Source organism: Gottschalkia acidurici 9a, from assembly GCF_000299355.1.
GTDB classification, from domain to species: domain Bacteria; phylum Bacillota; class Clostridia; order Tissierellales; family Gottschalkiaceae; genus Gottschalkia; species Gottschalkia acidurici.
Genome location: NC_018664.1, coordinates 614468 through 640011, shown reverse-complemented (window position 1 = coordinate 640011; position 25544 = coordinate 614468). Strand labels below are relative to the sequence as shown.

Annotated in this window: 17 protein-coding genes; 1 reads left to right on the top strand and 16 read right to left on the bottom strand. The window is 29.1% G+C overall.

Annotated elements, in window-relative coordinates:
- Positions 1 to 65 precede the first annotated feature (65 nt).
- The 9 genes from CURI_RS02890 to CURI_RS02850 all read right to left on the bottom strand — a co-directional run bounded on the left by CURI_RS02890 (position 66) and on the right by CURI_RS02850 (position 13581).
- A complete protein-coding gene (locus CURI_RS02890; RefSeq protein ID WP_014966786.1) occupies positions 66 to 539 on the bottom strand; it encodes an NADH-quinone oxidoreductase subunit NuoE family protein in 474 nt (157 codons plus the stop codon).
- 60 nt (positions 540 to 599) lie between these two features.
- Entirely contained in the window at positions 600 to 1190 is a 591-nt protein-coding gene (locus CURI_RS02885) for a histidine phosphatase family protein (protein ID WP_014966785.1), read from the bottom strand.
- 155 nt (positions 1191 to 1345) lie between these two features.
- Entirely contained in the window at positions 1346 to 1744 is a 399-nt protein-coding gene (locus tag CURI_RS02880; protein ID WP_014966784.1) for a phage holin family protein, read from the bottom strand.
- A gap of 175 nt (positions 1745 to 1919) precedes the next feature.
- A complete protein-coding gene (locus CURI_RS02875; RefSeq protein WP_014966783.1) occupies positions 1920 to 3998 on the bottom strand; it encodes an S-layer homology domain-containing protein in 2079 nt (692 codons plus the stop codon).
- Between the two features lie 177 nt (positions 3999 to 4175).
- Positions 4176 to 6257, bottom strand: coding sequence for an S-layer homology domain-containing protein (locus CURI_RS02870; protein WP_014966782.1), 2082 nt, complete (start codon positions 6255 to 6257; stop codon positions 4176 to 4178).
- A gap of 273 nt (positions 6258 to 6530) precedes the next feature.
- Positions 6531 to 8591 (bottom strand): YcdB/YcdC domain-containing protein, encoded by a 2061-nt coding sequence (locus CURI_RS02865; RefSeq protein WP_014966781.1) that lies wholly within the window; start codon positions 8589 to 8591, stop codon positions 6531 to 6533.
- A gap of 176 nt (positions 8592 to 8767) precedes the next feature.
- Positions 8768 to 10831: a YcdB/YcdC domain-containing protein gene (locus CURI_RS02860; RefSeq protein WP_014966780.1), complete on the bottom strand. Its 2064-nt coding sequence runs from the start codon at positions 10829 to 10831 to the stop codon at positions 8768 to 8770.
- Positions 10832 to 10997: 166 nt separating this feature from the next.
- Positions 10998 to 13094: a YcdB/YcdC domain-containing protein gene (locus CURI_RS02855; protein ID WP_014966779.1), complete on the bottom strand. Its 2097-nt coding sequence runs from the start codon at positions 13092 to 13094 to the stop codon at positions 10998 to 11000.
- A gap of 76 nt (positions 13095 to 13170) precedes the next feature.
- Positions 13171 to 13581, bottom strand: coding sequence for an ATP-binding protein (locus CURI_RS02850; protein WP_420805143.1), 411 nt, complete (start codon positions 13579 to 13581; stop codon positions 13171 to 13173).
- Positions 13582 to 13767: 186 nt separating this feature from the next.
- On the opposite strand from CURI_RS02850, the gene rd reads away from it, so the two are divergent.
- Positions 13768 to 13932 carry a rubredoxin gene (gene rd / locus CURI_RS15215; RefSeq protein ID WP_081580395.1) on the top strand — a complete coding sequence of 55 codons (165 nt, stop codon included), beginning with the start codon at positions 13768 to 13770 and terminating at the stop codon, positions 13930 to 13932.
- A gap of 65 nt (positions 13933 to 13997) precedes the next feature.
- Here rd and yihA read toward each other — a convergent pair whose 3' ends face one another.
- From yihA to CURI_RS02815, 7 genes are all read right to left on the bottom strand, one after another.
- Positions 13998 to 14642 (bottom strand): ribosome biogenesis GTP-binding protein YihA/YsxC, encoded by a 645-nt coding sequence (gene yihA / locus CURI_RS02845; protein WP_014966777.1) that lies wholly within the window; start codon positions 14640 to 14642, stop codon positions 13998 to 14000.
- A complete protein-coding gene (lon, locus tag CURI_RS02840) occupies positions 14642 to 16978 on the bottom strand; it encodes an endopeptidase La (RefSeq protein WP_014966776.1) in 2337 nt (778 codons plus the stop codon). The genes yihA and lon overlap by 1 nt, the downstream gene beginning before the upstream one ends.
- 245 nt (positions 16979 to 17223) lie before the next feature.
- Positions 17224 to 17886, bottom strand: coding sequence for a nitrite/sulfite reductase domain-containing protein (locus CURI_RS02835; protein WP_014966775.1), 663 nt, complete (start codon positions 17884 to 17886; stop codon positions 17224 to 17226).
- A gap of 42 nt (positions 17887 to 17928) precedes the next feature.
- The gene (locus tag CURI_RS02830; RefSeq protein ID WP_051003956.1) at positions 17929 to 19719 is read right to left on the bottom strand and encodes an HD domain-containing phosphohydrolase; all 1791 of its coding nucleotides are present in this window, start codon (positions 19717 to 19719) and stop codon (positions 17929 to 17931) included.
- 185 nt (positions 19720 to 19904) lie between these two features.
- A complete protein-coding gene (locus tag CURI_RS02825) occupies positions 19905 to 21266 on the bottom strand; it encodes an MATE family efflux transporter (RefSeq protein WP_014966773.1) in 1362 nt (453 codons plus the stop codon).
- 195 nt (positions 21267 to 21461) lie between these two features.
- Positions 21462 to 23336, bottom strand: coding sequence for a molecular chaperone HtpG (htpG, locus tag CURI_RS02820; protein WP_014966772.1), 1875 nt, complete (start codon positions 23334 to 23336; stop codon positions 21462 to 21464).
- Positions 23337 to 23728: 392 nt separating this feature from the next.
- Complete coding sequence (locus tag CURI_RS02815) at positions 23729 to 25267, bottom strand: DUF5050 domain-containing protein (protein WP_014966771.1); 1539 nt, start codon at positions 25265 to 25267, stop codon at positions 23729 to 23731.
- Positions 25268 to 25544 lie beyond the last annotated feature (277 nt).

Sequence of the window (25544 nt, the reverse complement as noted above, 5' to 3'; positions counted from 1 at the left end):
AAGTACAAAATACATAAACAATTTTATACTCTTCTGTTTATGTATTCAAACAGTTGTTAAATATATTATAAACGTCTATATTCATCAATTATATACTTAACATCTTCTTTTTTTATATCACTGTACATTTTTCCGTTTATGCTTATAACAGGCGCAATTATACATGCCCCAGTACATTTAGTTGCTTCTATACTGAATCTTTCATCATTAGTCATTTCCCCTTCCCTTATATTAAGTAGGTTTTCAAGCTCACTAAGAATTTCTGGTCCACCTTTTAATTTACAAGTTGTACCTAAGCATACGCTTATATGAAACCTTCCTTTTGGCTCTTCTTTTAATGAATTATACTTTATTATTCCACGTACTTTTGCTTCTGGAATATCTAATTTTTCACAAATATAGTTTTGAACCTCTTTAGACAAACATCCAAATATTTGTTGAGCTTTAATAGTTATAGCTAAATAGTCTTCCTTATCCTCAATACTGTCTATATAAGTATCAAATTCTTTACGTTTTTTTGCTAACTTTCTATGACACATTTTTTCACCTCAAAGTAATAACGTATTTTAGTTAATTTAATCTATATGTATATTATTATCCTAATCTACTGGACTTAGTCTCTTTATAAATGCAAAGTTATTACTATATTCGATTTCTACAAATGAACAATTCTTACATTGAAAGTTCCACATCTTCTTTAAATCTAGATCTAGTAAATATGTTATTGCCACTTGCATAACCGCCGCATGAGTAACTAGTAGACAGTCTTTATCTCCTTGCTTAAGATTATCTATAAGGGGCCTTATTCTATCAAGTAAATCTATCAAATTCTCTCCTTGAGGTAGTCTAAAGTTAACATAATCTTTATGCCATGAATCCCAGTGTTCTCCATGCTCAGCTTGTATTTCCTCTCCTGTCTTTCCTTCGAATATTCCAAAGTTTACTTCCTTTAGATTATCTGTAACTATTATCTCTCTTTCTATAGACTTAGAAACTATATTAGCTGTTTTTAAAGCCCTGTCTAGTGGACTCGAGTATAGTTTATCTATGTTATAATTTTTTTTAAGCATATATCCCAATCGCTTTGCCTGCTTTATTCCCTTTTCAGTAAGAGGATAATCTGTCCATCCACTAAATATACGGTTTGCATTTGCCTCTGTTTCTGCATGCCTTGCTATTATAAATTTCAATATTTATCACCCTTTTATTTTTTTATCTATATATATATTATCATAAAGTAATAATTATTATATAACATAAAATAACTCCCCTTATAGTGTTAGATTTTTATTTTCAAATTTGTCTACTATAAAGGGAGAATATAATTTCCTATAAGTTTATTCTTTTAATTATCTTTGTTTATTTCTTTTAAAATGGCCTTTAATTTTTCAGGAATTGGTAACCCTATCTTAGATGAATTTTCTAATATACTTATTCCTTCATTTGAAATATAGAAAAAAACAATAGCTGTCCGAATAGTATTTCCATCTTTAATTAAATAGTCATCAATTACATTTCCTATCGCAATCATTGCAAATATTAAAACTTTTCTAAATATGCCCCTAAATCCTATATCACTTGATACTCGTTTATCTAATACTGAAACCATAACTCCTGTTATATAGTCAATTACAACAAACATTATCAGTGCATATATAAATCCATCGATTCCACCTACAACCCAACCTATATATCCGCCTATGGTTGTAAAAATGATTTGAAAGGTACTAATCATATCCTCCATTATTTCACCCTTTTATTTTCTTTATAGACTTAGAATATATTAAGTGCTTATACTGTATCTCAGAATTAATTTGAAGATAATTTTTCCATTTATAAATCCCCTTAATTATAAATATGCTCGTCTATAAAAAATGGTGACACTTTAAAGGTATAATTAATATGTATTTTGCTATATTCTATTTTCTATTTAATATATTATATATTAATACAGCTGCTTCATCTCTTCTTAAATTATCTTTCGGTCTGAAGTTTCCTTCTCCGCTTATAATTCCTAGTCCTTTAGCTATTGCAACATGTCCTCTTAGGCTACTATCAATCTGGTCTGCATCATTATAATCTATTCTATATATATCTCCCAAGTTACCCGACTGCTCTTGTCCAAAAGCTCTAACTATATACTTTATAGCTTCTTCTCTTGTTACTTTTCCTCCTGGGTTTTTTTCTTCATTACTTACAATATTTTCTTCTGCTAACACTTCATATAAATAGTCGTCATCATCCCAAATATAGAACATACCCTTAGTTTGTACAAGTAATTTTAGAAAATCTTTTTGTGTTATCTCTGACTTTGGTTTGAAGTCTTCACCTTTAAATAAAATTATACTTTCTTGTAATTTTTCTATCTGATTCTTTGCAAAGCTATTCCCTATATCTTTATATGCTTTATTACTGTATTTATCGCTAAACTCTTTTTTGTCGTCTATAATTTCTCCCGTTTTTGCATCTACTACTAAATGCTTATCTTTGAAGTCATAAACTAGTTTAATATTTTCTTTATCTTCATTTTCACCTTGATATTCTAACTCTAGTTCCTTACCATCGAATATTATTTCTTTGGCTTTGTCTTCACCTATAATATCCTCTGCTAAAGGAAACTCTGAATCATCCCAGCTATAGGAATAGTCAACTATGTTTCCTGTTACACCACTTATCATTACTCTAAAACCACTATTTTCAACTTTAATATCATTTAACTTTCTAATAAATATAAATTGATATATTTTATTTTCTTCATATGGATCTACATCAACACTTTCTATATACTCTATCTCTTTATATTTTTCAGGGCTATTCTTTTGTACGAAATCTTTTGCTTTTCTAAGTAACTCTTCCTTACTATATTTTATTTTTCCATTATCGGCTTCATTCCATGATCCTGGATCAGAGAAGTCTATAATCTCACCTGTCTTAGCATCTACTGCTGCACCTGTGGTACTACTTCCATTTCCTCTATATTTCGTGATCATTACTTCCCATATATACTGATCATCTTCTCGAACCTTTTCTAATTGAGATGTGTATATTTCATATCCATCTCCTAGATTAAATGTATCTACTATTTTTCTACTAGCATCTTCTTTACTTATTATTGATTTAGAGTTTATCAATTTACGTTCATCTTCACTTGATACGCTTTCTAGGCCTTTTTCGTATAAGGAGTACCTATCTAATGGATAATAGTATTTTTGAGAAGTACTTATTATTTCTTTAGTTTTAGCATCTATAGTCTTATCTGTATTAGTTATATTATATGCTAAATAACGTTCAAATTCATTATCTACACCTCTTAGTTTATATACTAGCTCTAATCCCACTTTTCCTTTATATAGTTCTTTAGCTTCATCTTCTGATATTATTCCTTCTTTACTTGGAAATTTTAAATCTTTTTGTCCATGAGAATAAAGACTTACTACTTCTCCACTCTGTCCGTCTACCATAACGTTTATAATTTCATCATTAACAGGAACTTTATTCTCAGTTCTTGTAAAGTTATAAGTATATCCCTCTAAATTATATCCGTCATACATTACATATCGTTCAGGATTATCTATAATTTCAATCTTGCCCGCTATTTCAGGCGATATTCTTTTTATAAGGTCTCTAGCTATTTTTTCTCCCTCTTCTTTGTTTATCTTAGGAAATCTATAAACTTTTTCATCTCTATTCATATTATGCTTCCAGTTATAGTACCTTAATATATTTCCTTCTGAATCAATAGATACATTTATTTCTCCTTTATCTCTACTAGACCATGATAGTTCTATTATATCTTCTCTTCTATATCTGTTTGTTCTAAAGTTATCGTAATCATCACTTATCTGAAAAATTGCTTTTATTTTAGGTATGTATTTATCAATATCTATACTTGAACTACTTATTATTGCTGTACTATTAGATTCCGCTAATGTTTGAACTGGAGATAGTGTAGTAAGCAATACCCCTACTGATAGTGCTAATGAAATTTTCTTTTTCATTTAAATCATTCCTCCTATTGTTACATATTTATATTACAGTTTTCTTATTCATAAATTGTATAATATTTCTATATACTTTTCAAACTTATGTAATATAAAAAACCACTATTTAAGAACTTTACATATCTTATCCTTAAATAGTGGCTCTTTATTACGTCATTGCTTAAAATCTCTGTACTAGTTACTTCTATTTAATATATTGTATATTAATACAGCTGCCTCGTCTCTTCTTAAATTATCTTTTGGTCTAAAGTTTCCTTCTCCACTTATAATTCCTAGTCCTTTAGCTATTGCAACATGTCCTCTTAGACTACTATCAATCTGGTCTGCATCATTATAATCTATTCTATATATCTCTCCCAAGTTACCCGACTGTTCTTGTCCAAAAGCTCTAACTATATACTTCATTGCTTCTTCTCTCGTTACTTTTCCATCAGGATTTTTTTCCTCATTTTTTACAATATTTTGTCTCACTAATACTTCATATAAATAATCTTCATCATCCCAACCATAGAACATCCTCTTAGTTTGTATAAGTAATTTGAAGAAATCTTTTTGCGTTATTTCCGACTTTGGCTTAAAATCTTCACCTTCAAATAAAGTTATATTTTCTTGTAGTTTTTCTATTTGATTCTTTGCAAAGCTATTTTCTATATCCTTGTAGGTTTTTTTACCGTATTTTCGCTCTAACTCTTTTTTATTATCTACAATTTCTCCCGTTTTTGCATCTACTACTAAATGCTTATCTTTGAAGTCATAAACTAGTTTAATATTTTCTTTATCTTCATTTTCACCTTGATATTCTAGTTCTAGTTCCTTACCATCGAATATTACTTCTTTGGCTTTGTCTTCACCTATAATATCCTCTGCTAAAGGAAGCTCTGAATCATCCCAGCTATAGGAATAGTCAACTACGTTTCCTGTTACACCACTTATCACTACTCTAAAACCACTATTTTCAACTTTGATATCGTTTGACTTTCTAATAAATTGGAATTGATACTCATTGCTATATCCATATTGATCTATGCCACTGATTTCTACATATTCTGTTTCTTTATATTTCTCTGGATTATTCTTTTGTATAAATTCTTTTGCCTTTTTTAATAGTTCTTCCTTGCTATATTTTACTTTTTCATTATCGTCTTCATCCCATGATCTAGGGTCAGAAAATCCTATAATCTCACCAGTCTTAGCATTTACAGCTGCATCTGCACTACTACTTCCATCTTTCTCGTATCTCATAATCGATACTACCCATATGTAATTATCTTCTTCTTTAATCTTTTCTATATGGGATGTAGATACTTCATATCCCTCACCTAGTTTAAATGTATCTAATATTTTTTTACTCGCATCATTCCTACTTATTATTGCTTTAGAGTTTATTAGTGTATTTTCCTCTGCACTTGATACATTCTCTACTCCTTTTTCGTATAAGTATTGTCTATATATTGGATACATATAATTTTCAGAAGTACTTACTATGTCTTTAGTTTTAGCATCTATTGTCTTATCCGTATTAGTTATGGTATATCCTAAGTAACGCTCAAAGTTATTATCTACTCCTCTTAATTTATACATTAACTCTAGCCCTACTTTTTCTCTATATAGTTCTTTAGCTTCATCTTCTGATATTATTCCTTCTTTATTTGGAAGCTTTAAATTTTTTTGTCCATATGGGTAATAGCTTATTACTTCCCCATTTTGACCATCCACTGTAACATTTATAGATTTATCACTAATAGGTACATTATTCTCGGTTTCTGTAAATATATAAGTATATCCCTCTAAACTATGTTCATTATATATTCCGTATCGTTCATAATCATCTTTAAGTTCAATTTTATCTGCTATTTCCGGTGATATTTTTCTTATAAAATCTCTAGCTATTTTTTCTCCCTCTTCTTTGCTTATCTTAGGAAATTTATAGACTTTTTCCTCTCTATTCATATCATTTTTCCAGTTATAATATCTTACTATATTTCCTTCTGAATCAATAGATACACTTATTTCTCCTTTGTCTGTAATATACCATGATAGTTCTATTATATCTTCGTCTCTATATTTATTCGTTCTAAAGTTGTCGTAATCATCACTTATCTGAAAAATTGCTTTTATTTTAGGTATATATTTATCAACATCTATACTTGAACTACTTATTATCGCTGTATTACTAGATTTTGCTAATGTCTGAACCGGAGATAATGTAGTAAGTAGCACCCCTACTGACAGTGCTAATGAAATTTTCTTTTTCATATTAATCGCTCCCTTTCATTGTAAAGTTTGTCTTATTACACATTTGTATTCCTAAATTGTATAATATTGCTAGAACGTTTTCAAGTTATTTAGTAAGAGGAATGCCAGATTAAGAGTTGTCTATATGCAAATCTTTAAATATATCTCTTTATTTCGCTATAAGTTGTAATCTTCTTAATGTTTAATCATTCATAATTTTATTTCATTTTTATTATAAAAATAGACTAACGAGTTTACCTTTACACTTCGCTAGTCTATACACTTAATTTAACTCTATTTTCTATTCAATATATTATATATTAATACAGCTGCTTCATCTCTTCTTAGATTATCTTTTGGTCTGAAGTTTCCTTCTCCACTTATAACTCCTAGTCCTTTAGCTATTGCAACATGTCCCTTTAAGTTTTCATCTATTTGATCTGCATCATTATAGTCCATTTTATAAATATCTCCTAAATTTCCCGACTGCTCTTGCCCAAAAGCCCTAACTATATATTTTATAGCTTCTTCTCTCGTTACCTTTCCTTCTGGATTTTTTTCTTCATTCTTTATAACATTCTCTATAATCAAAGATTCATATAAGTATTCTTCATCATGTGATAACCCTTTAACTTGTGCAAGTAAACTTAAAAAATCTTTTTGTATTATCTCTGACTTAGGTTTAAAATCTTCACCTTCAAATAGAACAATATATTCTTGCAGCTTATTTATCTGATCTTTTGCAAAGCTATTTTCTATATCCTTGTAGTCTTTTTTATCAAGTTTCTCCCCTAACTCTTTTTTATAATCTATAATTTCTCCTGTTTTTGCGTCTACTACTAAATGTTTATCTTTGAAGTCATAAACCAGTTTAGCACTACTCTCATCCTGATTTTCACTTTGATATTGTAGCTCTAGTTTATTACCGTTAAACAATATTTCTTTAGCTTTATCTTTGTCTATAATATTTTCTACTAAAGGAAGCTCTAAATCATCCCAATTATAATCATAGTCAACTATATTTCCTGTGATAGCACTTATTCCCACTCTAAATCCACTATTTTCAACTTTAATATCATTTAATTTTTTAATAAATTCAAATTGATATGTTTTGTTGTATTCATCTAGGATGTCTATACTCTCTACATACTCTACTTCCTTATATTTTTCAGGATTATTCTTTTGTATGAAATCCTCTGCTTTCTTAAGTAGCTCTTCTTTTTTATACTTTACTTCACCCTTCTTATCGTCTCCCCATGCTCCTGGATCAGAAAAGCTTATAATTTGTCCTGTTTTAGCGTCTATTGTTACTGTTGTACCACTGCCATTTCGTCCTTCATATTTCATAACATTTATGTCCCAGAAATATTTATCTTCTCCTTTAATCTTCCTTAGTTGACCTCCTGATACTTCGTATCCATCCCCTAAGCTAAATGTGTCTACTATTTTTTTGCTAGCATCTGTTCTACTTATTATTACCTTAGAATTTATTAAATTGCTTTCATCTTTACTTGATACACTTTCGACATAATTTGAATACCTACTTATAGGATATCGATATTGATATGAGGTACTTTCTATGTCTTTATTTTTAGCATTTATTGTTTTATCTGTGTCTACTATACTGTATCCTAAATAGGGTTCAAGATCACTGTCTATACCTCTTAGCTTATACATTAACTCTAGTCCTACTTTTTCTCTATATAGTTCTCTGGCTTCCTCTTCCGATATTATTCCCTCTTTGCCCGGGAACTTATAATTTTTTTGTCCGTGTAAATTAAAGTCTGTTACTTCTCCTTTTTGATTGTCTACACTAACATATATACTTTGATTATTAAAAGGTATATCATTTTCAACTCTTGTAAATTTATAAAAGTAACCTCTTAAGTTATACATATCATAGTCATAATTATCATTACTAATTTTTACCTTATCAGCCATCTCTGGCAATACCTTATTTACAAATTCCTTAGCTATTTTTTCTCCATCTTTTTTACTTAGTTTTGGGAATTGATAAAGTTCTCTATTACTATTTGTTCCATATTCGCTTTTATAATATCCTACTATATCTCCATCCTTATCGATAGATACCCCTATACTTCCACTACTGTTGCGCCATGTTAATTGAATTAAATTCATTCCATTAAATTGGTGTGTTTCAAATTCATTATATTCATCACCTATTTGAAAAATTGACTTTATTTTAGGTATGTATTTTTCTACATCTAATCTATCTACAACATTTGAAGTTCCTACTACTACTCTCACATTATCTGCATTCGCCACTGTTTGTAATGGAGATAGTGTAGTAAGTAATACCCCTACTGATAATGCTAATGAAATTTTCTTTTTCATTTTAATCGTTCCTCCTCTTGTAACATATTTAAATTATAGTTTTATTATCATAAATTGTATAATATTTCTATGTACTTTACAAACTTATGCAATATAAAAAACCATTATTTAAGAACATTACATATCTCATTCTTAAATAATGGCTATTTATTACGTCATTGCTTAAAATCTCTATACTAGTTACTTCTATTTAGTATATTGTATATTAATACAGCTGCTTCATCTCTTCTCAAGTTATCTTTTGGTCTGAAGTTTCCTTCTCCACTTATAATTCCTAATCCTTTAGCTATTGCAACATTGCCCTTTAGTTTCTCGTCTATCTGCTCTTCATCATTATAGCCTATCTTATAGATATCTCCTGGATCGTCTGATTGTTCTTGTCCAAAAGCTCTAACTATATATTTTATAGCTTCTTCTCTCGTTACCTTTCCTTCTGGATTTTTTTCTTCATCTTCTATAATGTTCCTCATAACCAATAATTCATATAAAAATTCTTCATCACTTCCTGGATAAAAAGATTCTTTAGTTTGTATAAGTAAACTTAAAAAATCTTTTTGTGTTATCTCTGACTTTGGTTTGAAATCTTCACCTTCAAATAAAACAATGTTTTCTTGTAATCTTTTTATCTGATCTTTTGCAAAGCTATTTTCTATATCTCTGTAATTACTTTTACCATATATATTCATTATTTCATTTCTATTATCTATAATCTCTCCTGTTTTTGCATCTATTGATAAGTGTTTATCTTTAAAGTCATATACTAATTTGATATTCTTTTGATCGTTATTTTCACTTTGATATTGAAGCTCTAGTGTTTTATCATCTAGTAATATACTCTTTGCTTTATCTTTGTCTATGATATTTTCTACTAAAGGAAGGTCTGAATCATCCCAATTATAATTATAGCCAACTATATTTCCTGTAACAGCACTTATCGTCACTCTAAATCCACTATTTTCAACTTTAATATCATTTAATTTTTTAATAAACTGAAAATCATATACTTTAATTTCACCGTCTACGTACATATCATTATTTTCTACATACTCTACCTCTTTATACTTTTCAGGATTACTCTTTTGTATAAAGTCTTTTGCTTTTTTGAGTAATTCTTCTTTACTATATTTCGAACTCTCTCTTTCGTAAACACCACTTGATCCAGGATCAGAGAAACTTATAATTTGACCTGTCTTAGCATCTAGCTCTGCTCTTGAAGCTGAACCATAGTTTTCTTCATTTTTTGAAACCATCATATACCATATATACTGATCTTTTTCTTTGCATTTTACCAGTTGATGTCCAGATACTTCATAACCTTCACCTAGCTTGAATGTGTCTATCATTTTTTCACTTGCGTCTTGCTTACTTATTATTACTTTGGAATTTACTAACTTACTTTCCTCTTCACTTGATAATTCTTCCTGTTGATTGTATTCATATAGATGATAATAGTATTGTTGTGAATTACTTACTATATCTTTTGTCCTAGCATCTACTACTTTATCTATGCTAGTTATACTGTATCCTAAATAGGGTTCAAATCCATTGTCTATTCCTCTTAACTTATACATTAACTCTAGTCCTACATTCTCTTTATATAACTCTTTAGCCTCATCTTCTGACATTATCCCTTCTTTACCTGGGAATCTAAGATTTTTTTCAATACTTGAGCTAAAACTAGTGACTTCACCTTTCTGATTATCTACTCGAACATATATAGTGTTATTTTCAAAAGGTACATCGTTTTCGGTTCTTATAAAGTTATATGAATACTCTCCTAAGCTATACATATTATAAGTGTCATAGCCATATTTCATATTTTTTTCAATTTTATTTGATATCTCTGGAAATACCTTATTTATAAGATCTTTAGCAATTTTTTCTCCCTCTTCTATAGTTATCTTAGGAAATTTGTAGACTCTTTCATCTCTATTTGTGTAGTTTTCATGCTTCCAGTAGCCTACTACATTTCCATCCCTATCGATATCTACACTTATATTTCCATTATCATTCACCCAATCTAGTCCAATTGTGTCACTTCTACCATTTCTAAGTACGTAGAAATTATCGTACTCATCACCTATTTGAAAAATTGACTTTATTCTAGGTATGTACTTTTCCACATCTACTTCTGAATTAAGTACTATTTCAGTATTATTGGTCTTTGCGAATCCTTGTACTGGAGATAATGTTGTAAGTAATACTCCTACCGATAGTGCTAATGAAATTTTCTTTTTCATGTTAATCACTCCTATTTTTATAGAATGTATGCATTATTACACTCATATTCCTAAATTGTATAATACTAGTACATGCTTTTCAAGTCTCCACGTTAATAAAAGCCACCGTTTAAGAAATTTATGTCTACTATTCTTAAACGGTGGCTCTTTATTATAATTTTTCTTGCTATTTAGAGTTTAGAACGTTATAAATCATTATAGCTCCTTGCTCTCTTGTAAGTTCTGATTTAGGATTAAAGTTACCTCCATTTGCTCCCTTAACTATATCTAAACCTGTAGCTATAGCTATATATCCTTTTAATTTTGGATCTATATTGTCTGCATCTTTAAAGTTTACATTATATATTCCTTGTATATCTGCTATTTTATCGTACTTTAACGATCTTATTATAAATTTAATAGCATCTTCTCTAGTTATAGTGGAATCAGCAGACTTCTCTCCTTTTCTTACTATATTTTCTCTAGAAAGAAATTTGTACAATTCCTCTGTGTCTTCATATTTAACATAATTATTTTTGCTTTTAGCTAGTAAATATAAGAAGTCTTTTTGAGTTATCTTTTCTTTAGGTTCAAACTTTTCTCCTGGTAGATAAATTTTTAGCTTTGCTAGCATCTCTATCTGGTTTTTAGCTATACTGTTCTCTATATCTGTATATTCAGATGCTTCTTCTATGTCTTCCATATATCCACCTAAGTTTATTGGCTTTCCTGTCTTAGCATCTATATCCAATTTATCTTTATTACTCAATACATATGCTAACTTCGTTTCTTTCTTTTTATTATCAGCATCTTCAGGAGATGTAATGTACTGTAATTCTAACTTACCTTCTTTTAGAAATGTATCGTATGCTTGTTCTTTGGAAACCACATTATCCTTTGAAGGTATTTCTCCTTTATACCATGATTGACTATACCCTAATATTTCTCCAGTTCTAGAGTCTACTCTTATGTAAAATCCGTCACCTTCAAATAGTACTCCATCTACACTTCTTGTAAATGAAAAATAGTACTCACTAGGTTCTTCTTCCCCATATGCTATCTCATTTAGAGAAGGTATATCAATATATTCTACTTGTCCTGATTTTTCTTTTTGCATTTTATTTAAATATTCTGTTGCTATTTTTAAGGCTTGATCTTTGCTATATTTAATTTTTTCTTTAGAATTATTGCCTCTATATTTATTAAAAGACAATACCTCTTTAGTTTTTCCGTCTACTAGAACATATCCAAAAGAATAGTTATCTTTCTCTTCTTTACTAAAGTGTAGATTCCATACATACTCATCACTTGATTTGTCCCTATCTAATCTTAAATAATTCAATTCAATGTCATTACTTATGTTAGCAAACTTTCTTGCTATACTTTCTGCTTCACTTTCACTCATTATCTTCTGAGACTTTTTAATAGCTTCTATCTCTTCCTTTGTTAGTTGTATTTCATTAGCTTGAGAAGATTTCAGATTATCAAACATTAAAGACTCTTTATATCTAAAATCATCTACTCCATAATAATCATTTGAATAGTCTAATACTTCTCCTGTTTTAGCATCTATTGATTTATTTTTGTCTCTAACAGAGTAAACCAATTGTGGTTTCATGTCTTTTCCATCATAATTATACTTATACATTAATTCTAAATTTACTTTTTCTCTATATGATTTTTCTGCTTCACTTTGTGATATAACTCCATCCTCACTGGGGAATTTTATATCTTTATCCCAGTTAAGTCTAAAACTTTTAACCTCACCTGTTATATTATCAACATTTACATTAACAGTGTCATTTACGAATGGAATATTCTTTTCTGTTCTTACATATCTAAAGTAATAGTCTGTTGTATATATTCCTATATCATATTTATTTCCTGTATATTTGATATTTTCAGCTATTTGAGGGTTTATTTTTTTTATAAATTCTTTAGCTATATTTAGTCCCTCTTCTTCAGTTATACTAGGTATTCTGTTTTCATAACTGTCATTATTACTATACTTATCGTAACTTAATATTTCACCTTCACTGTTTATGGCTGCCTCTATGTGACTTGTTTCATCAGCATTTAACCATCTTAAGTCATAAATAGTAGTTCCTTGATTTTTACTTATAGAATAGTCAAACTGTTCGTACTCTTCTCCTATTCCTAATAGTGATTTAGTCCTTTTAATAGCTGTCTGAAGTTGCTCATCTTGACTTGCCATCGAAATAACAGGCATAACCATAGTTATCAACATCACTATTACTAAGGATATTGAAATTCTTTTTTTCATTAGTTTCACTCCCTTTATTTATTTTTTTAAATTTGATTATTATACAACAGTTCTTCAAAGTAATTTATAGATTTTTTTATGATATTATCGGATTGTAATACTTAACTACCTCTACCCTATTACTTTCTATCAAAAGTTCATCACTTAAACCATCTACTATTACAAGTCCCCTTCCATTTGGGTTTAAATCTAAAGGATTGTATGCATTTTTATCATATGTAAAGCCTTCACCCTCATCTACTACCTCTACTTTTATAGAACTGTCATTTATCTCTATTTTTAATTCTATCTTCTTACTCTCATCTAAGTTGTTACCATGTATAGCACTATTTATCACTAGTTCATTTAGAATTAACCTTATATCAAAAATTAAATCTTCTTGTTTTAAAAATTCTCCCATGCTATGCAATATTCCTTCTATTGTATTTTTTATCTCTGATAAATTACTTCTGAGTATAACACTAGTCTTGAATTTCAAACTAATCACTTCCCATCATCTGCATTTTGTATTCATTTTTCTATTTTTTATTTTACCCACTATAAATACTATTAATCTGCATAGTAAACATAATTTCTTAAGAATTTTTAAATTTTTCTAAATAAATGTTTACAATCATTTATTTGGGATATTATTAGTATAGAAAATATATTTTTATGAGAGGAGAATTTTAATATGGATAAATACGTTTGTATACCATGTGGTTACATATATGACCCTGCTGATGGAGACCCAGATGGAGGTATAGCTCCTGGAACTGCTTTTGCTGATATTCCAGATGACTGGGTATGTCCTATATGTGGAGTAAGTAAAGACGATTTTGAATTATATCAAGACTAGTAAAAAAAGCTGCTCTTTAAATTATGAGCAGTCTTTTTTTATATCCCATTCCTTAGATTTCTATTCTATTCAGTTTCTTCTGTTATTTTCTCTATCTCAGCTAACGGATCATAGTCACTATTTATATCTAAAATTGTCTGTATAGTATCTAGAACTCCCTCAGTATTTTGCTTTTTCAACGATGAGAATGGTATTATAAAGTCTCTATCTTCTACACCTAGTTTTTTAGCTATTATAGATATATGTTTTTGCCAGTTACCTCTCGATATCTTATCTGATTTTGTTGCTACTATTATTCCATTAAACCCGCAAGCCTTGATCCAGTCATACATCATCTTGTCATGTTCTCCTGGCTCATGTCTTATGTCTAAGAGTAATATTACCTCTATTAAGCTCTTTCTATTTTTAAAATAAATTTCTATCATTTCTGCCCATTTTTGTCTTGCTGACTTAGAAACCTTAGCATATCCATAACCCGGTAAGTCAACTAATCTAAATTCTTCATCATTCATAGAATAGAAGTTAACTGTTTGAGTTTTTCCAGGCTGTCCACTAGTCCTTGCTAATCCTTTTCTATTCACTAAGGTATTTATAAGTGATGATTTTCCTACATTAGATCTTCCAGCAAACGCTATCTCTAATGGTCCTTCAGGTGGATATTGATCCAGTCTACCAGCAGTTATCAGTAGTTCTGCTTTTTTTATCTTCATTATTTATCATCCTCTTTAACTAAAGCATGTTCTAACACTTCGTCCATATTTTTAACAAACACAAACTCTATTTCTTTTTTTGTCTTATTAGGTACATCTTCCATATCCTTTTTACAGTCCCAAGGAAGTAGTATTTTAGTTATTCCTGCTCTATGTGCGGCTAGTACCTTTTCTTTTATTCCTCCAACAGGTAATACTCTACCTCTTAGAGTTATTTCTCCAGTCATAGCTACATTTTTATATACTGGTGTATTTGATAATGCTGATATTACTGCTGTAGCCATAGTTATACCAGCAGATGGTCCATCTTTAGGTATAGCACCTTCAGGAACATGGATATGGATATCTTTATTTTTATAGAATTCTACATCTATTCCTAACTCTTCAGCACGAGATCTTATATAGCTTATACCGGCCATTGCAGATTCTTTCATAACATCTCCAAGTTTTCCTGTTAGCTGTAGTTTTCCTACTCCATTCATTGGTGTTACTTCTATAGATAAAGTATCTCCTCCAACAGATGTCCATGCAAGTCCAGTTACTATACCTACTTGATTTTCTTCATTTATTGTATCATAACTAAATCTATATATTCCTAAGTAGTTTTGAAGGTTTGAACTATTTATTCTAACTACGTTTATATCTTCCTCTACTATTCTTTTAGCAGCTTTTCTACAAACATTAGCTATTTGTCTTTCAAGTCCCCTTACTCCAGCTTCTCTAGTATACTTACTTATTATATCTTTTATAGTATTCTCAGATATTTGAAGATTTTCTTCTTTAAGCCCATGTTCCTCTAATTGCTTTGGTAGTAAATATCTAATAGCTATTTGAAGTTTTTCTTCTTCTGTATATCCCGATACCCTTATTACTTCCATTCTATCTAATAGAGGTCCTGGTATAGTGTTTAGAGCATTTGCTGTAGTTATAAACATAACCTTAGATAAATCAAATGGAGCTTCTAAGAAGTGATCTGTAAAAGTATTGTTTTGCTCTGGATCTAATACCTCTAACAACGCAGATGCTGGATCTCCTCTAAAGTCACCACTTAGTTTATCTATTTCATCAAGTAAGAATACTGGGTTTTTAGAATCTACTTTTTTCATTGAAGATATTATTCTTCCTGGAATTGCTCCTACATAAGTTCTTCTATGACCTCTTATCTCAGCTTCATCCCTAACTCCACCAAGAGACATTCTTACAAATTTTCTACTTAATGCTGTAGCTATAGACTTTGCTATAGAAGTTTTACCTACCCCTGGCGGTCCTACTAAACATATAATTGGTGCCTTCATATTATTAGATAGTTTTCTTATAGCTAAATATTCTAATATTCTCTCTTTAACATCTTTAAGTCCATAGTGATCTTTATCTAGTACTTCTCTTGATTTTTTTATATCTACTGTATCTTTAGTTTCCTTATCCCAAGGTAACTCTATTATCCAGTCTAAATAATTTCTAATTATACCTACTTCTGATGAAGAAGGTGGTAACTTAGAAAGTCTATTTATCTCTTTTAATGCTTTTTCTTTAACTTCTTCAGGCATTTTAATCTTATTTATTTTTTCTTTTAATTCTTCAACTTCACTTAATATATCTTCGCCTTCACCTAGCTCACTTTGTATAGCCTTCAGTTGTTCTCTCAGATAGTACTCTTTTTGTACTTTATTTACTTGCTTTTTCACTCTTTCGCTTATCTTTTCTTCAAGCTTTAATATCTCTGTTTCTTCACTTAGTATCATTTCCAATGTTTCTAATCTTTCATATGGATGGAATGATTCTAGTATTCTTTGTTTATTTTCTGGAGTTAAAAATATATATGATGCTATAACATCGGCAAGTCTTCCCGGTTCTTGTATTTCTGACACCGAAACAAGTATTTCTCCCGATATTTTATTTCCGATGCTTATGTACTCTTCAAAGGAATCTACAACAATTCTCATAAGTGCTTCTGTTTTTCTATCTTTTTCAGTTTCCTCATCATAAATGAATTCTTCAATCTCTGCCTCAAAATAAGGCTCTTCTTCAATTATTTCTTTTATTTTCCCTCTATTTATTCCTTCTACCAATACTCTAATAGTATCGCCTGGTAACTTTAACATTTGTTTTATTTTACATATAGTTCCTGTCTCATAGAAATCACCTACTTCAGGTACATCTATTGTAGCTTCTTTTTGTGAAGTTAGAAAAACAAGTGAGTCATTTATCATTGCCTCTTCTAGGGCGTTGATAGATTTGTCTCTTCCTACATCGAAGTGTATTACCATATAGGGGAAAATTGAAAGCCCTCTAAGTGGTATCACTGGCATTTTTCTGAATTCAACTTTATAATTCATAATATCACTCCCTTAAAACTGTCTTTATCTTAAGTTTAAATAGTTTAAACCCTATACAGCACTATTATACATAGTAATGTAATTAAGAGTCTTTAGTCAATAGAGTATATTTACTTTGTGGTGAAATTTTATCATATGCCATTTTAGTAAATAAACAAAACACCTTCTATCCTAAATCCTATTTAAAAATAGAAGATGTTTTATATATTAGTATTAAATTATATCATACTACCCTAAGTTTTTTCTTAACAATTTAAGCTTACATCTTTTTTGAACTTATCAAGTCCTATTCGATCTATAAAGTCTCCCAATTTTTCACCTGGCTCTGCATTCTCCTTATAGTAATTAAATATATTGTCTATTAGAACCAGTGCTTTTTCCTCTGTTAAATCTCGTTCTACAATATCTGATAATCGTGGATTAAATCCTGCAGATCCTCCTGCTGTTACTATCAACAAACCATTAATATCTGCAACTACACCAATATCTTTACTATATACACTACCACACGCATTTCTACATCCTGCTACACCTATTTTAGTCCTACATGGTACTTCCATCTGGTGATACTTATTAAATAGCTTTACCCCTATACCAATAGTATTATACTTTACTCTTTTACAAAATCCTGCTGGACATATCTCAATATTTTTTACTGAGTTTTGAGTTACTACTGCTGGTTCCATATCCAGTTCATCCCATATCTTAGGTAGATCTTCTTCATTTAGGTTTGTTATAAGTATTCTTTGCCCTGATGTTAATTTTAATACTCCATTATATTTTTTAGCCACTTTTGCTATTCTCTCTAAATCTTCTGGCAATATGAATCCTCCTAATATATTTGGAGTTATACCATACTTTCTTTTTCCATCTACTATCCTCTGTAAGTTACCATAGTGTTTTTCCATAGTTTGCTCCTTTTGAATTATTATATTAATATAATTTAAAGCTTATTGTTGATGATTGAAGCTTTTATATAGCTTAAATATATCATCTTTGTGATTAATGAAACTTTCTACTATGTATGGATCAAAGTGTTTTCCTTTACCCTCAACAATAATATTAAAGGATTTCTCAAAAGAAAAAGCCTCTTTGTAAACTCTCTTACTTGTTAAAGCATCAAATACATCTGCCATAGCAACAATTCTAGCACTTAACGGAATATCTTCTCCAGATACATTATGAGGATATCCTGTTCCATCCCATTTCTCATGGTGACCTTCTGCTATCTCTATTCCTAACTTATAAAGACTTCTATGTTGCTTCATTATATTTTCTTCAGCAACTCTTAAAATTTCGCCTCCATAAATTGCATGATTTCTCATTGCTTTAAATTCTTCATCAGTTAATTTTCCTGCTTTAAGTAATATTCCATCAGGCACTCCGACTTTTCCTATATCGTGCATAGGTGCAAATTTCTCTAAGTCTTTAATATATGAAATAGTTAATTGTTCTAAATATAATCCGTCTTTTACTAAGCACTCGGCAATTAATTTAGTGTATTGTTTCATACCCTCTAAGTGTTCACCAGTGTCTTCATCTCTTGACTCAGCCATCTTAGCCAGTGCTAATGTACTACTATAAATAAGTTCATCTATGAATATACTTTTATTAAAGCTGATTGCAATACTGCTTGCAATAGTCTCTAAAAAGTTAATATGTTCTTCTTTATAAACATTTTTATTTACACTAGAGAAAAATATAACTCCTATAACTTTTCTATTAACCCTTAATGGTAAGCTAATTGAAGATTTTATACCTTCTGATAGCAATACTCTGTTATAATCTGTTTCTTTTCCATATACATACTTTTCTAAATCATTTATAGTTCTAGCCATACTGTTTTTTATAATATTCTCCAGGCTTGTATCACTTAATTTAGCTTTTATTCCAACTAATTTTTTTGGTAAATCGCCTATACTGGGTTCTGAAATACCATAAGAAGCCTCTAGCTCTTGTTTTTCTTCATTTAATAAAGCTATACCAATATGTTGATAAGGAATAAAAGGAGAGAATGAATTGTAAATATAGTTTAATACTTCATCAAAGGACATATCTTTACTTATATTTTCAATAAGCTCAATTAGCCCATTGAGCTTTTTAAATCCTTCATCAATTTCAGAAACTATAGGAGTTAACTCATTATTCACAAAATAATTATTTTTAAAATCCTTTTTTAAAACTCCTACCTTATCTATTTCTCCAAACAGCTTGTCCAATGGTGTAATAATATATTTTGTTAGTTCCCTTAAAGTTATAGTTATTAATACCGTAAATACAATAAGTAAAATAATCATTATACTTGTACTTTTATTTATTCTATCATTATTGTTCTCTAGTATTTTTTGAACTAAAAAGTCAGATTCATAAATTAACTTCTCACTATTTTCATTAATATATTCTAGTGCTTCTATTGTATCTTTACTAATTTCACTACTCTCTACAATTACTGAAACTGCCTCGCTATATTTCTCCCAATCCTTATTTATATGATCTAATATGTTTTCTGTATCATTAAGAGGATTATTAACACTAATAATACCCTTATTAGTGTTAATCTCACCTTTTTTTAATGAATCTAATGTAGAACTAAAGTCTCTTTTAGCTTTTTCAATTGAAGTGTTAGTTTCAATTATCTTGGCTTCAAGATCAGTTTTTGTTTCTATAGATAGTTCTCCTTCAAGTGCTTGAAGATTTTGAAATTTTTGATTTGCTTCCTTAGCAATTATCTGTGCTCGCATACTCTGTCTTCCAAATATATTAATTATATTCAACTGTCTCTTGCTATTATTGTTGTTTATGAAAAAGATTAATGACAATGTAGTAATAGTAATCAGGATCAATATGAAGATTATGTATAACTTTTTCCTTATTAATAATTTGAATTTTCTTCGATTAGCCATTTTGTCACTTCCTTTTACTTAAATTATTCATTTTCTTTTAGTAAACTTTTAAATTTAAGTGTGAAAGCAGCTACCGTAACTGTTGTTGCAATAACATCTGCGACGGGCTCTGCAAAAAATACAGCAAAAACTTTATTCGAGAAAAATAGTGGAAAAATATATATAAGTGGAATTAACAAAATGACTTTCCTTAAAAGTGCTAAGAAAAGTGAAATCTTAGCTTGACCAAGTGCTATAAATGTCTGTTGACAAGAAATCTGTGCCCCTAGTACCAAAGCAGCTCCTAAGTAAATTCTTATAGCCCAAACAGTAATCTTAATAAGTTCAGGATCACGAGTAAATAATGATACAAATACCTTTGGAAGCAACATCATAAGCAACCATAATACTGTTGAAAATACAATTGATGATATAAGTAATAATCTAAACGCTTCTTTTACACGACTATTCTTTTTAGCTCCATAGTTATAACTTATTATAGGTTGTGCTCCTTGTGTTAATCCTGTTAGAGGTAAAAACATAAGTTGCATTAAACTAGCTAATATAGTCATAGCACCAACTGCTATATCTCCTCCATATTTTTGTAATGAAGAGTTTAAGGATATATTCAATATACTTTCCGTACTCTGCATTATAAAAGGTGATATTCCTAGTAAAAGTATAGGAATTACTACTTCTTTTTTAATCTTTAAATTCTTTTTGCGAATTTTAAGTTTAGTTTTGTCTCCCACCATAAACTTAATAACCCAGATGGCCGATGCAGCCTGTGAAATTACAGTTGCTATAGCAGCTCCCTTAACTCCCATATTAAATCCAAATATAAGTATAGGATCTAGTATTATATTTATAATAGCCCCTATAATTACTGTTAGCATGCTAGTTTTAGCAAATCCTTGATTAGTTATAAAACTATTAAGTCCTAGTGTGGTCATTACGAATATAGTTCCTATTACATATATACTTAAATAACTATCTGCATATAATATGGTTTCACTACTTGCTCCAAATTTCATTAAAAGACTTTTTCCTGTAACTGAAAAGAAAACTGTAAGTATAATTGATAATAATACTATTAGTGAAACGCAGTTACCCAAGATCTGTTCAGCTTCTTCATCCTTTTTTTCACCCATTTTTATTGCAGCTCTAGGAGCGCCTCCCATACCTATAAGTGAACTAAATGCTGTTATTAATATAATAATTGGGAATGCAACTCCCACTCCAGTTAATGCAATTGCTCCTATTTCTGGTATATGCCCTATGTAAATACGATCAACTATATTGTAAAGCATATTTATTAGTTGTGCTATTATTGCTGGTAGTGCTAAGCTTAATAGAAGCTTTCCAATACTTTGTGTTCCTAATTTATCAGTTGTTTCATTACTCATTTAAAATATACTCCTATCTAATTTAAAATTCTTTTGCATACATAATTGTATCATAATTTCATGCTTGTATTTTCACAAATATATTTTTATTAATATATTTAAATTTATACTATAAAGTCTAAGTATATTAAAAAATAAAGAAATAAATCTCCCTTAGATACTCATAGGGAGATTCATTTCCGTTAAAACTTTAGCTTATATCATTAGCTTGCAAATATTATTTGTAAAGTCTATAGAATCTTCAACTGGTAGTCCTTCTATTAAAAGAGCTTGATTGTATAATAAGTTTGTATATAATTTTAACTTTTCTTTATCCTTATCATAAGCATCTTTTAAAGATTTATACACATCATGATTTACATTGATTTCTAATACCTTATCTGCTTTAACATCTTGGTCATTAGACATTGATTTTAATACCTTTTCCATTTCTATAGATATCTCGCCTTCATTTGAAAAACATACTGGATGATGTTTCAATCGCTTAGATACCCTTACATCTTTTACTTTGTCAGATAGTATATCTTTCATATATTCAAATAGTTCTTTACTATCGTCTTTATTATCATCATTTTTATCTTCATCTGTTTCGATGCCTAAATCACTACTTGACACAGATTTAAATTCTTTCTCTTTATAGTTCACTAGTGTCTTAATTATGAATTCATCTATATCTTCAACTAAGTATAGTATCTCATATCCCTCTTCTGAAACTAACTCTGTTTGTGGTAGTTTCTCAATTCTCTCGATTGATTCTCCAGATGCATAATATATATATTTTTGTTCTTCTGGCATTCTTGAAACATATTCATCTAGTGTTACAAGCTTTTTATCTTTAGATGAATAGAATAGCAGTAAGTCTTGTAGCTCTTCTTTATTCATTCCAAAGTCATTATATACTCCAAACTTTAATTGTCTACCGAAAGACTTAAAGAATGATTCATACTTTTCTCTTTCATTTTTTAATAATGATACTAATTCATTTTTGATTTTATTTTTAATATTTCTAGCTATTAACTTAAGTTGTCTATCATGTTGCAACATTTCTCTTGAGATATTAAGTGATAAATCTTCAGAGTCTACCATACCTTTAACGAAACTAAAGTAGTCAGGTAACAACTCTGAGCATTTATTCATTATAAGTACACCATTTGAATATAACTCTAAGCCTTTTTCATATTCTTTTGTATAATAATCGAAAGGTATTTTTTCTGGTATATATAAAATAGCACTATAGTTAATAGTTCCTTCTGCATCTATATGAATATGTTTTACAGGTTTATCAAATCCATAATGCTTTTCAGAGTAAAAATCTTCATAATCTTTATCTGTAAGCTCGTTTTTATTTTTTCTCCATATAGGAACCATACTATTTATAATTTGTTCTTCTTTATAGCTTTCGTACTCATTTTCACTACCATCTTTTAATTTACTCATAGTTACATCCATTTTTATTGGATATCTAATAAAGTCTGAGTATTTCTTTATAATGTTTTTTAATCTATATTCATTTAAATAGTCATCATAATTTTCATCTTCTGTATTATCTTTTATTTTTAATATAATTTCAGTACCAACTGAATCTTTTTCACATGGCTCTATAGTATATCCTTCTGCCCCTTCAGATTCCCATTTATATGCCTCATTACTACCTAAAGCTCTACTTATAACTATAACTTTTTCAGCTACCATAAAAGCTGAATAGAATCCAACTCCAAATTGACCTATTATATCATATCCATCTTTTAATTCATTCTCTTTTTTAAATGCAAATGATCCACTTCTAGCAATAGTTCCTAAGCTATCCTCTAGTTCCTCTTTAGTCATACCTATACCAGTATCTATTACTTTTAATTCTCTTTTTTCCTCATCTGAAACTATTTTTATATAATAATCATCTTTTTCAAAAGAAACACTATCGTCTACTAATGCCTTATAATAAATTTTATCAACAGCATCACTAGCATTAGATATAAGTTCTCTTAAAAAAATTTCTTTATGAGTATAGATTGAATTGATCATTAAATCTAAAAGTCTTTTAGACTCCGCTTTAAATTGTTTTGTTTCCAAGTAAAACTCCCCCTCTTAACTTTTGTAATAAAGTTATACTTATAATTTTCATCTGTTAGCACTCTGCGATATAGAGTGCTAAGTCTTAATCTTTATATATCATATTTTTTTAAACGTGTCAATAAAGTTTCTTAGTATATAAGTGCACTCTTAGATTACTTTTCCTAAACATATTTATTTGTTATCTGTATTATCTTTAGCCTTAAATCATAAAAGGATAGAGGAAGACTTATCAAGAGTAAATTTATAAAAAGTATTAAAATATAAAATCTTTAACGTATTATATATGTGTAGTATGTTGTGATAATAAAAAACTCCAATGAATTTAATCATTGGAGTTTTTGCTTTATATTTTTAATACTAATCTAGGGTATACTATCTTAATTTTTATTCTATTTTATTAGCTTTACTGATTTGTTTTTTGCTAAAATCATCAATATATTATCTTTATGTGCAAAGAAGTCAGAAACTTCATCTGTAACCGTTAATACCATCTGTCCATTTTCGTCAAATATTTTAATTCCATAGTCTTCTCCACTAACTAGTTTAGCTATCAGTTTTCCACTTAATATTTCAACTCTATCTACTTTTTCTTTAAGTAAAAGACTATCTTCTTTATCCATTTCTACTTTATATATACTTTGTTTGTTTTCTTCATTCGAAGTTGCATAGTATACATTTCCATTCAATTCTTCATACCATGCATCATACTCAGGCAAACTATTATCAGACAATTTTTTCTCACTCGTTCCATCTAGATTCGATGAGTAAAGATGTTTATCTATACTTTTTACGTAATAAAGTTTGTTATTTATAACTTTTAAACTCTCAACTCCAAAATCTGTAATCTGTAAAGTTTCATTTGTATTTATATTAACTTTGTAAATTTTATGTACCTTTTCACCTTCGAAAGGATACTTTGCTCCTAATACATATACATTATCTCCTTGTAGTGATATTTTGCTTCTATATAATAAACCTGTATCTCCTATTCTTTTCCCCTCTTCATAGTTTTTTCCTTTAGGTATATATATCAACATACTTCCTTGTGCTGTTGGTGGTTGACTTAAAGCTAAAGTACCTTCTGGTATTACTTCTATAAAGTTTATATGTCCTCTATATTCTTCTGTAGCTTTTCCATCATTATTTATCTTACAGAAGATATCTGACCCCATTACTGCTCCACCATAGTGATATGAGAACCAAAGTTCTCCATTTTTTATTTCAAATTTTAATAGATTTTGAAATCCATAGTGAGGGTCTATTTCATATGAGTATACTAATTCTTTTTTTGTAGTGTTACTCCCATGTACCCTATATATGTTATTTGTATGGTCTACTGTTTCCACAAAATAATAATATCCATCATACATAGCAACGCTGTTTTCTCCTGCATATTTAGGTAAATTTATTGTCATTAACTGTTTGTTATTAGAATTTATACTAAGTCCCTTTGAGTTGCTCCAATCATATTTCCAATTAAATTCATTGTGAGCAAATTTCCATGTAAGTGGAAAATAAGTTACATCTCTAAAGCTTAAAAGTGGATATTCTTCATTAGAGTTGTTTATCAACTTTCCATTTAATGTTATTTTAAAGTCTAGAGTTTTAGCATACTGTGTGTTAGCATTTTTTAATTTGGTACTATAGTCTTCAAAAGATGAAGTAATTTTCTTTTGTTCTATTTTAAGACCATTAGTCTGTGACCACTCTGTTTCAATTCCTAAAAGTCTAGAATCAAACCAAGTCATAGGAAAGTATGTGATATCTTTATACACTAAAAGAGGAAACTGTCTATACTGATTATTAACCTTATTTCCATTTAGTGTTACCGTAAAATTAGGTAGTGTAGTTTTTACAGTTTGCTCTTTTGCAAAACTCTTTTCTGTAGGTAATATAAGTATTGCACAAATCGTGACTATAATTGACATTGTAAATATTCTTTTTTCATAAGTATTACCCTCCTAGTTTCGTAATATCTTACTTTTGTGTACTACTATCATTTTAATTCTTTTCTTTCTTCTTTCTATATGTTTGCTTACCTTGTATTATATTTTTATGTCCTTAAAACTGTATGGTGCTTTTCTCTAACTGTCCATTTAATACTTTTCATATTATAATTAAATATAATGAAAGTTAGCCTTTCATTATATTTATTACTCGTACACAAAATCTTACTAATGCAAATTAATCCCTGCACTATAATTA

What these genes read in the sequence shown, in the direction of transcription:
- CURI_RS02890 (WP_014966786.1), bottom strand. Translation starts at nt 539, where the DNA reads ATGTGTCATAGAAAGTTAGCAAAAAAACGTAAAGAATTTGATACTTAT.
- CURI_RS02880 (WP_014966784.1), bottom strand. Translation starts at nt 1,744, where the DNA reads ATGGAGGATATGATTAGTACCTTTCAAATCATTTTTACAACCATAGGC.
- CURI_RS02875 (WP_014966783.1), bottom strand. Translation starts at nt 3,998, where the DNA reads ATGAAAAAGAAAATTTCATTAGCACTATCAGTAGGGGTATTGCTTACT.
- CURI_RS02870 (WP_014966782.1), bottom strand. Translation starts at nt 6,257, where the DNA reads ATGAAAAAGAAAATTTCATTAGCACTGTCAGTAGGGGTGCTACTTACT.
- CURI_RS02865 (WP_014966781.1), bottom strand. Translation starts at nt 8,591, where the DNA reads ATGAAAAAGAAAATTTCATTAGCATTATCAGTAGGGGTATTACTTACT.
- CURI_RS02860 (WP_014966780.1), bottom strand. Translation starts at nt 10,831, where the DNA reads ATGAAAAAGAAAATTTCATTAGCACTATCGGTAGGAGTATTACTTACA.
- CURI_RS02855 (WP_014966779.1), bottom strand. Translation starts at nt 13,094, where the DNA reads ATGAAAAAAAGAATTTCAATATCCTTAGTAATAGTGATGTTGATAACT.
- rd (WP_081580395.1), top strand. Translation starts at nt 13,768, where the DNA reads ATGGATAAATACGTTTGTATACCATGTGGTTACATATATGACCCTGCT.
- yihA (WP_014966777.1), bottom strand. Translation starts at nt 14,642, where the DNA reads ATGAAGATAAAAAAAGCAGAACTACTGATAACTGCTGGTAGACTGGAT.
- lon (WP_014966776.1), bottom strand. Translation starts at nt 16,978, where the DNA reads ATGAATTATAAAGTTGAATTCAGAAAAATGCCAGTGATACCACTTAGA.
- CURI_RS02835 (WP_014966775.1), bottom strand. Translation starts at nt 17,886, where the DNA reads ATGGAAAAACACTATGGTAACTTACAGAGGATAGTAGATGGAAAAAGA.
- CURI_RS02830 (WP_051003956.1), bottom strand. Translation starts at nt 19,719, where the DNA reads ATGCGAGCACAGATAATTGCTAAGGAAGCAAATCAAAAATTTCAAAAT.
- CURI_RS02825 (WP_014966773.1), bottom strand. Translation starts at nt 21,266, where the DNA reads ATGAGTAATGAAACAACTGATAAATTAGGAACACAAAGTATTGGAAAG.
- CURI_RS02815 (WP_014966771.1), bottom strand. Translation starts at nt 25,267, where the DNA reads ATGTCAATTATAGTCACGATTTGTGCAATACTTATATTACCTACAGAA.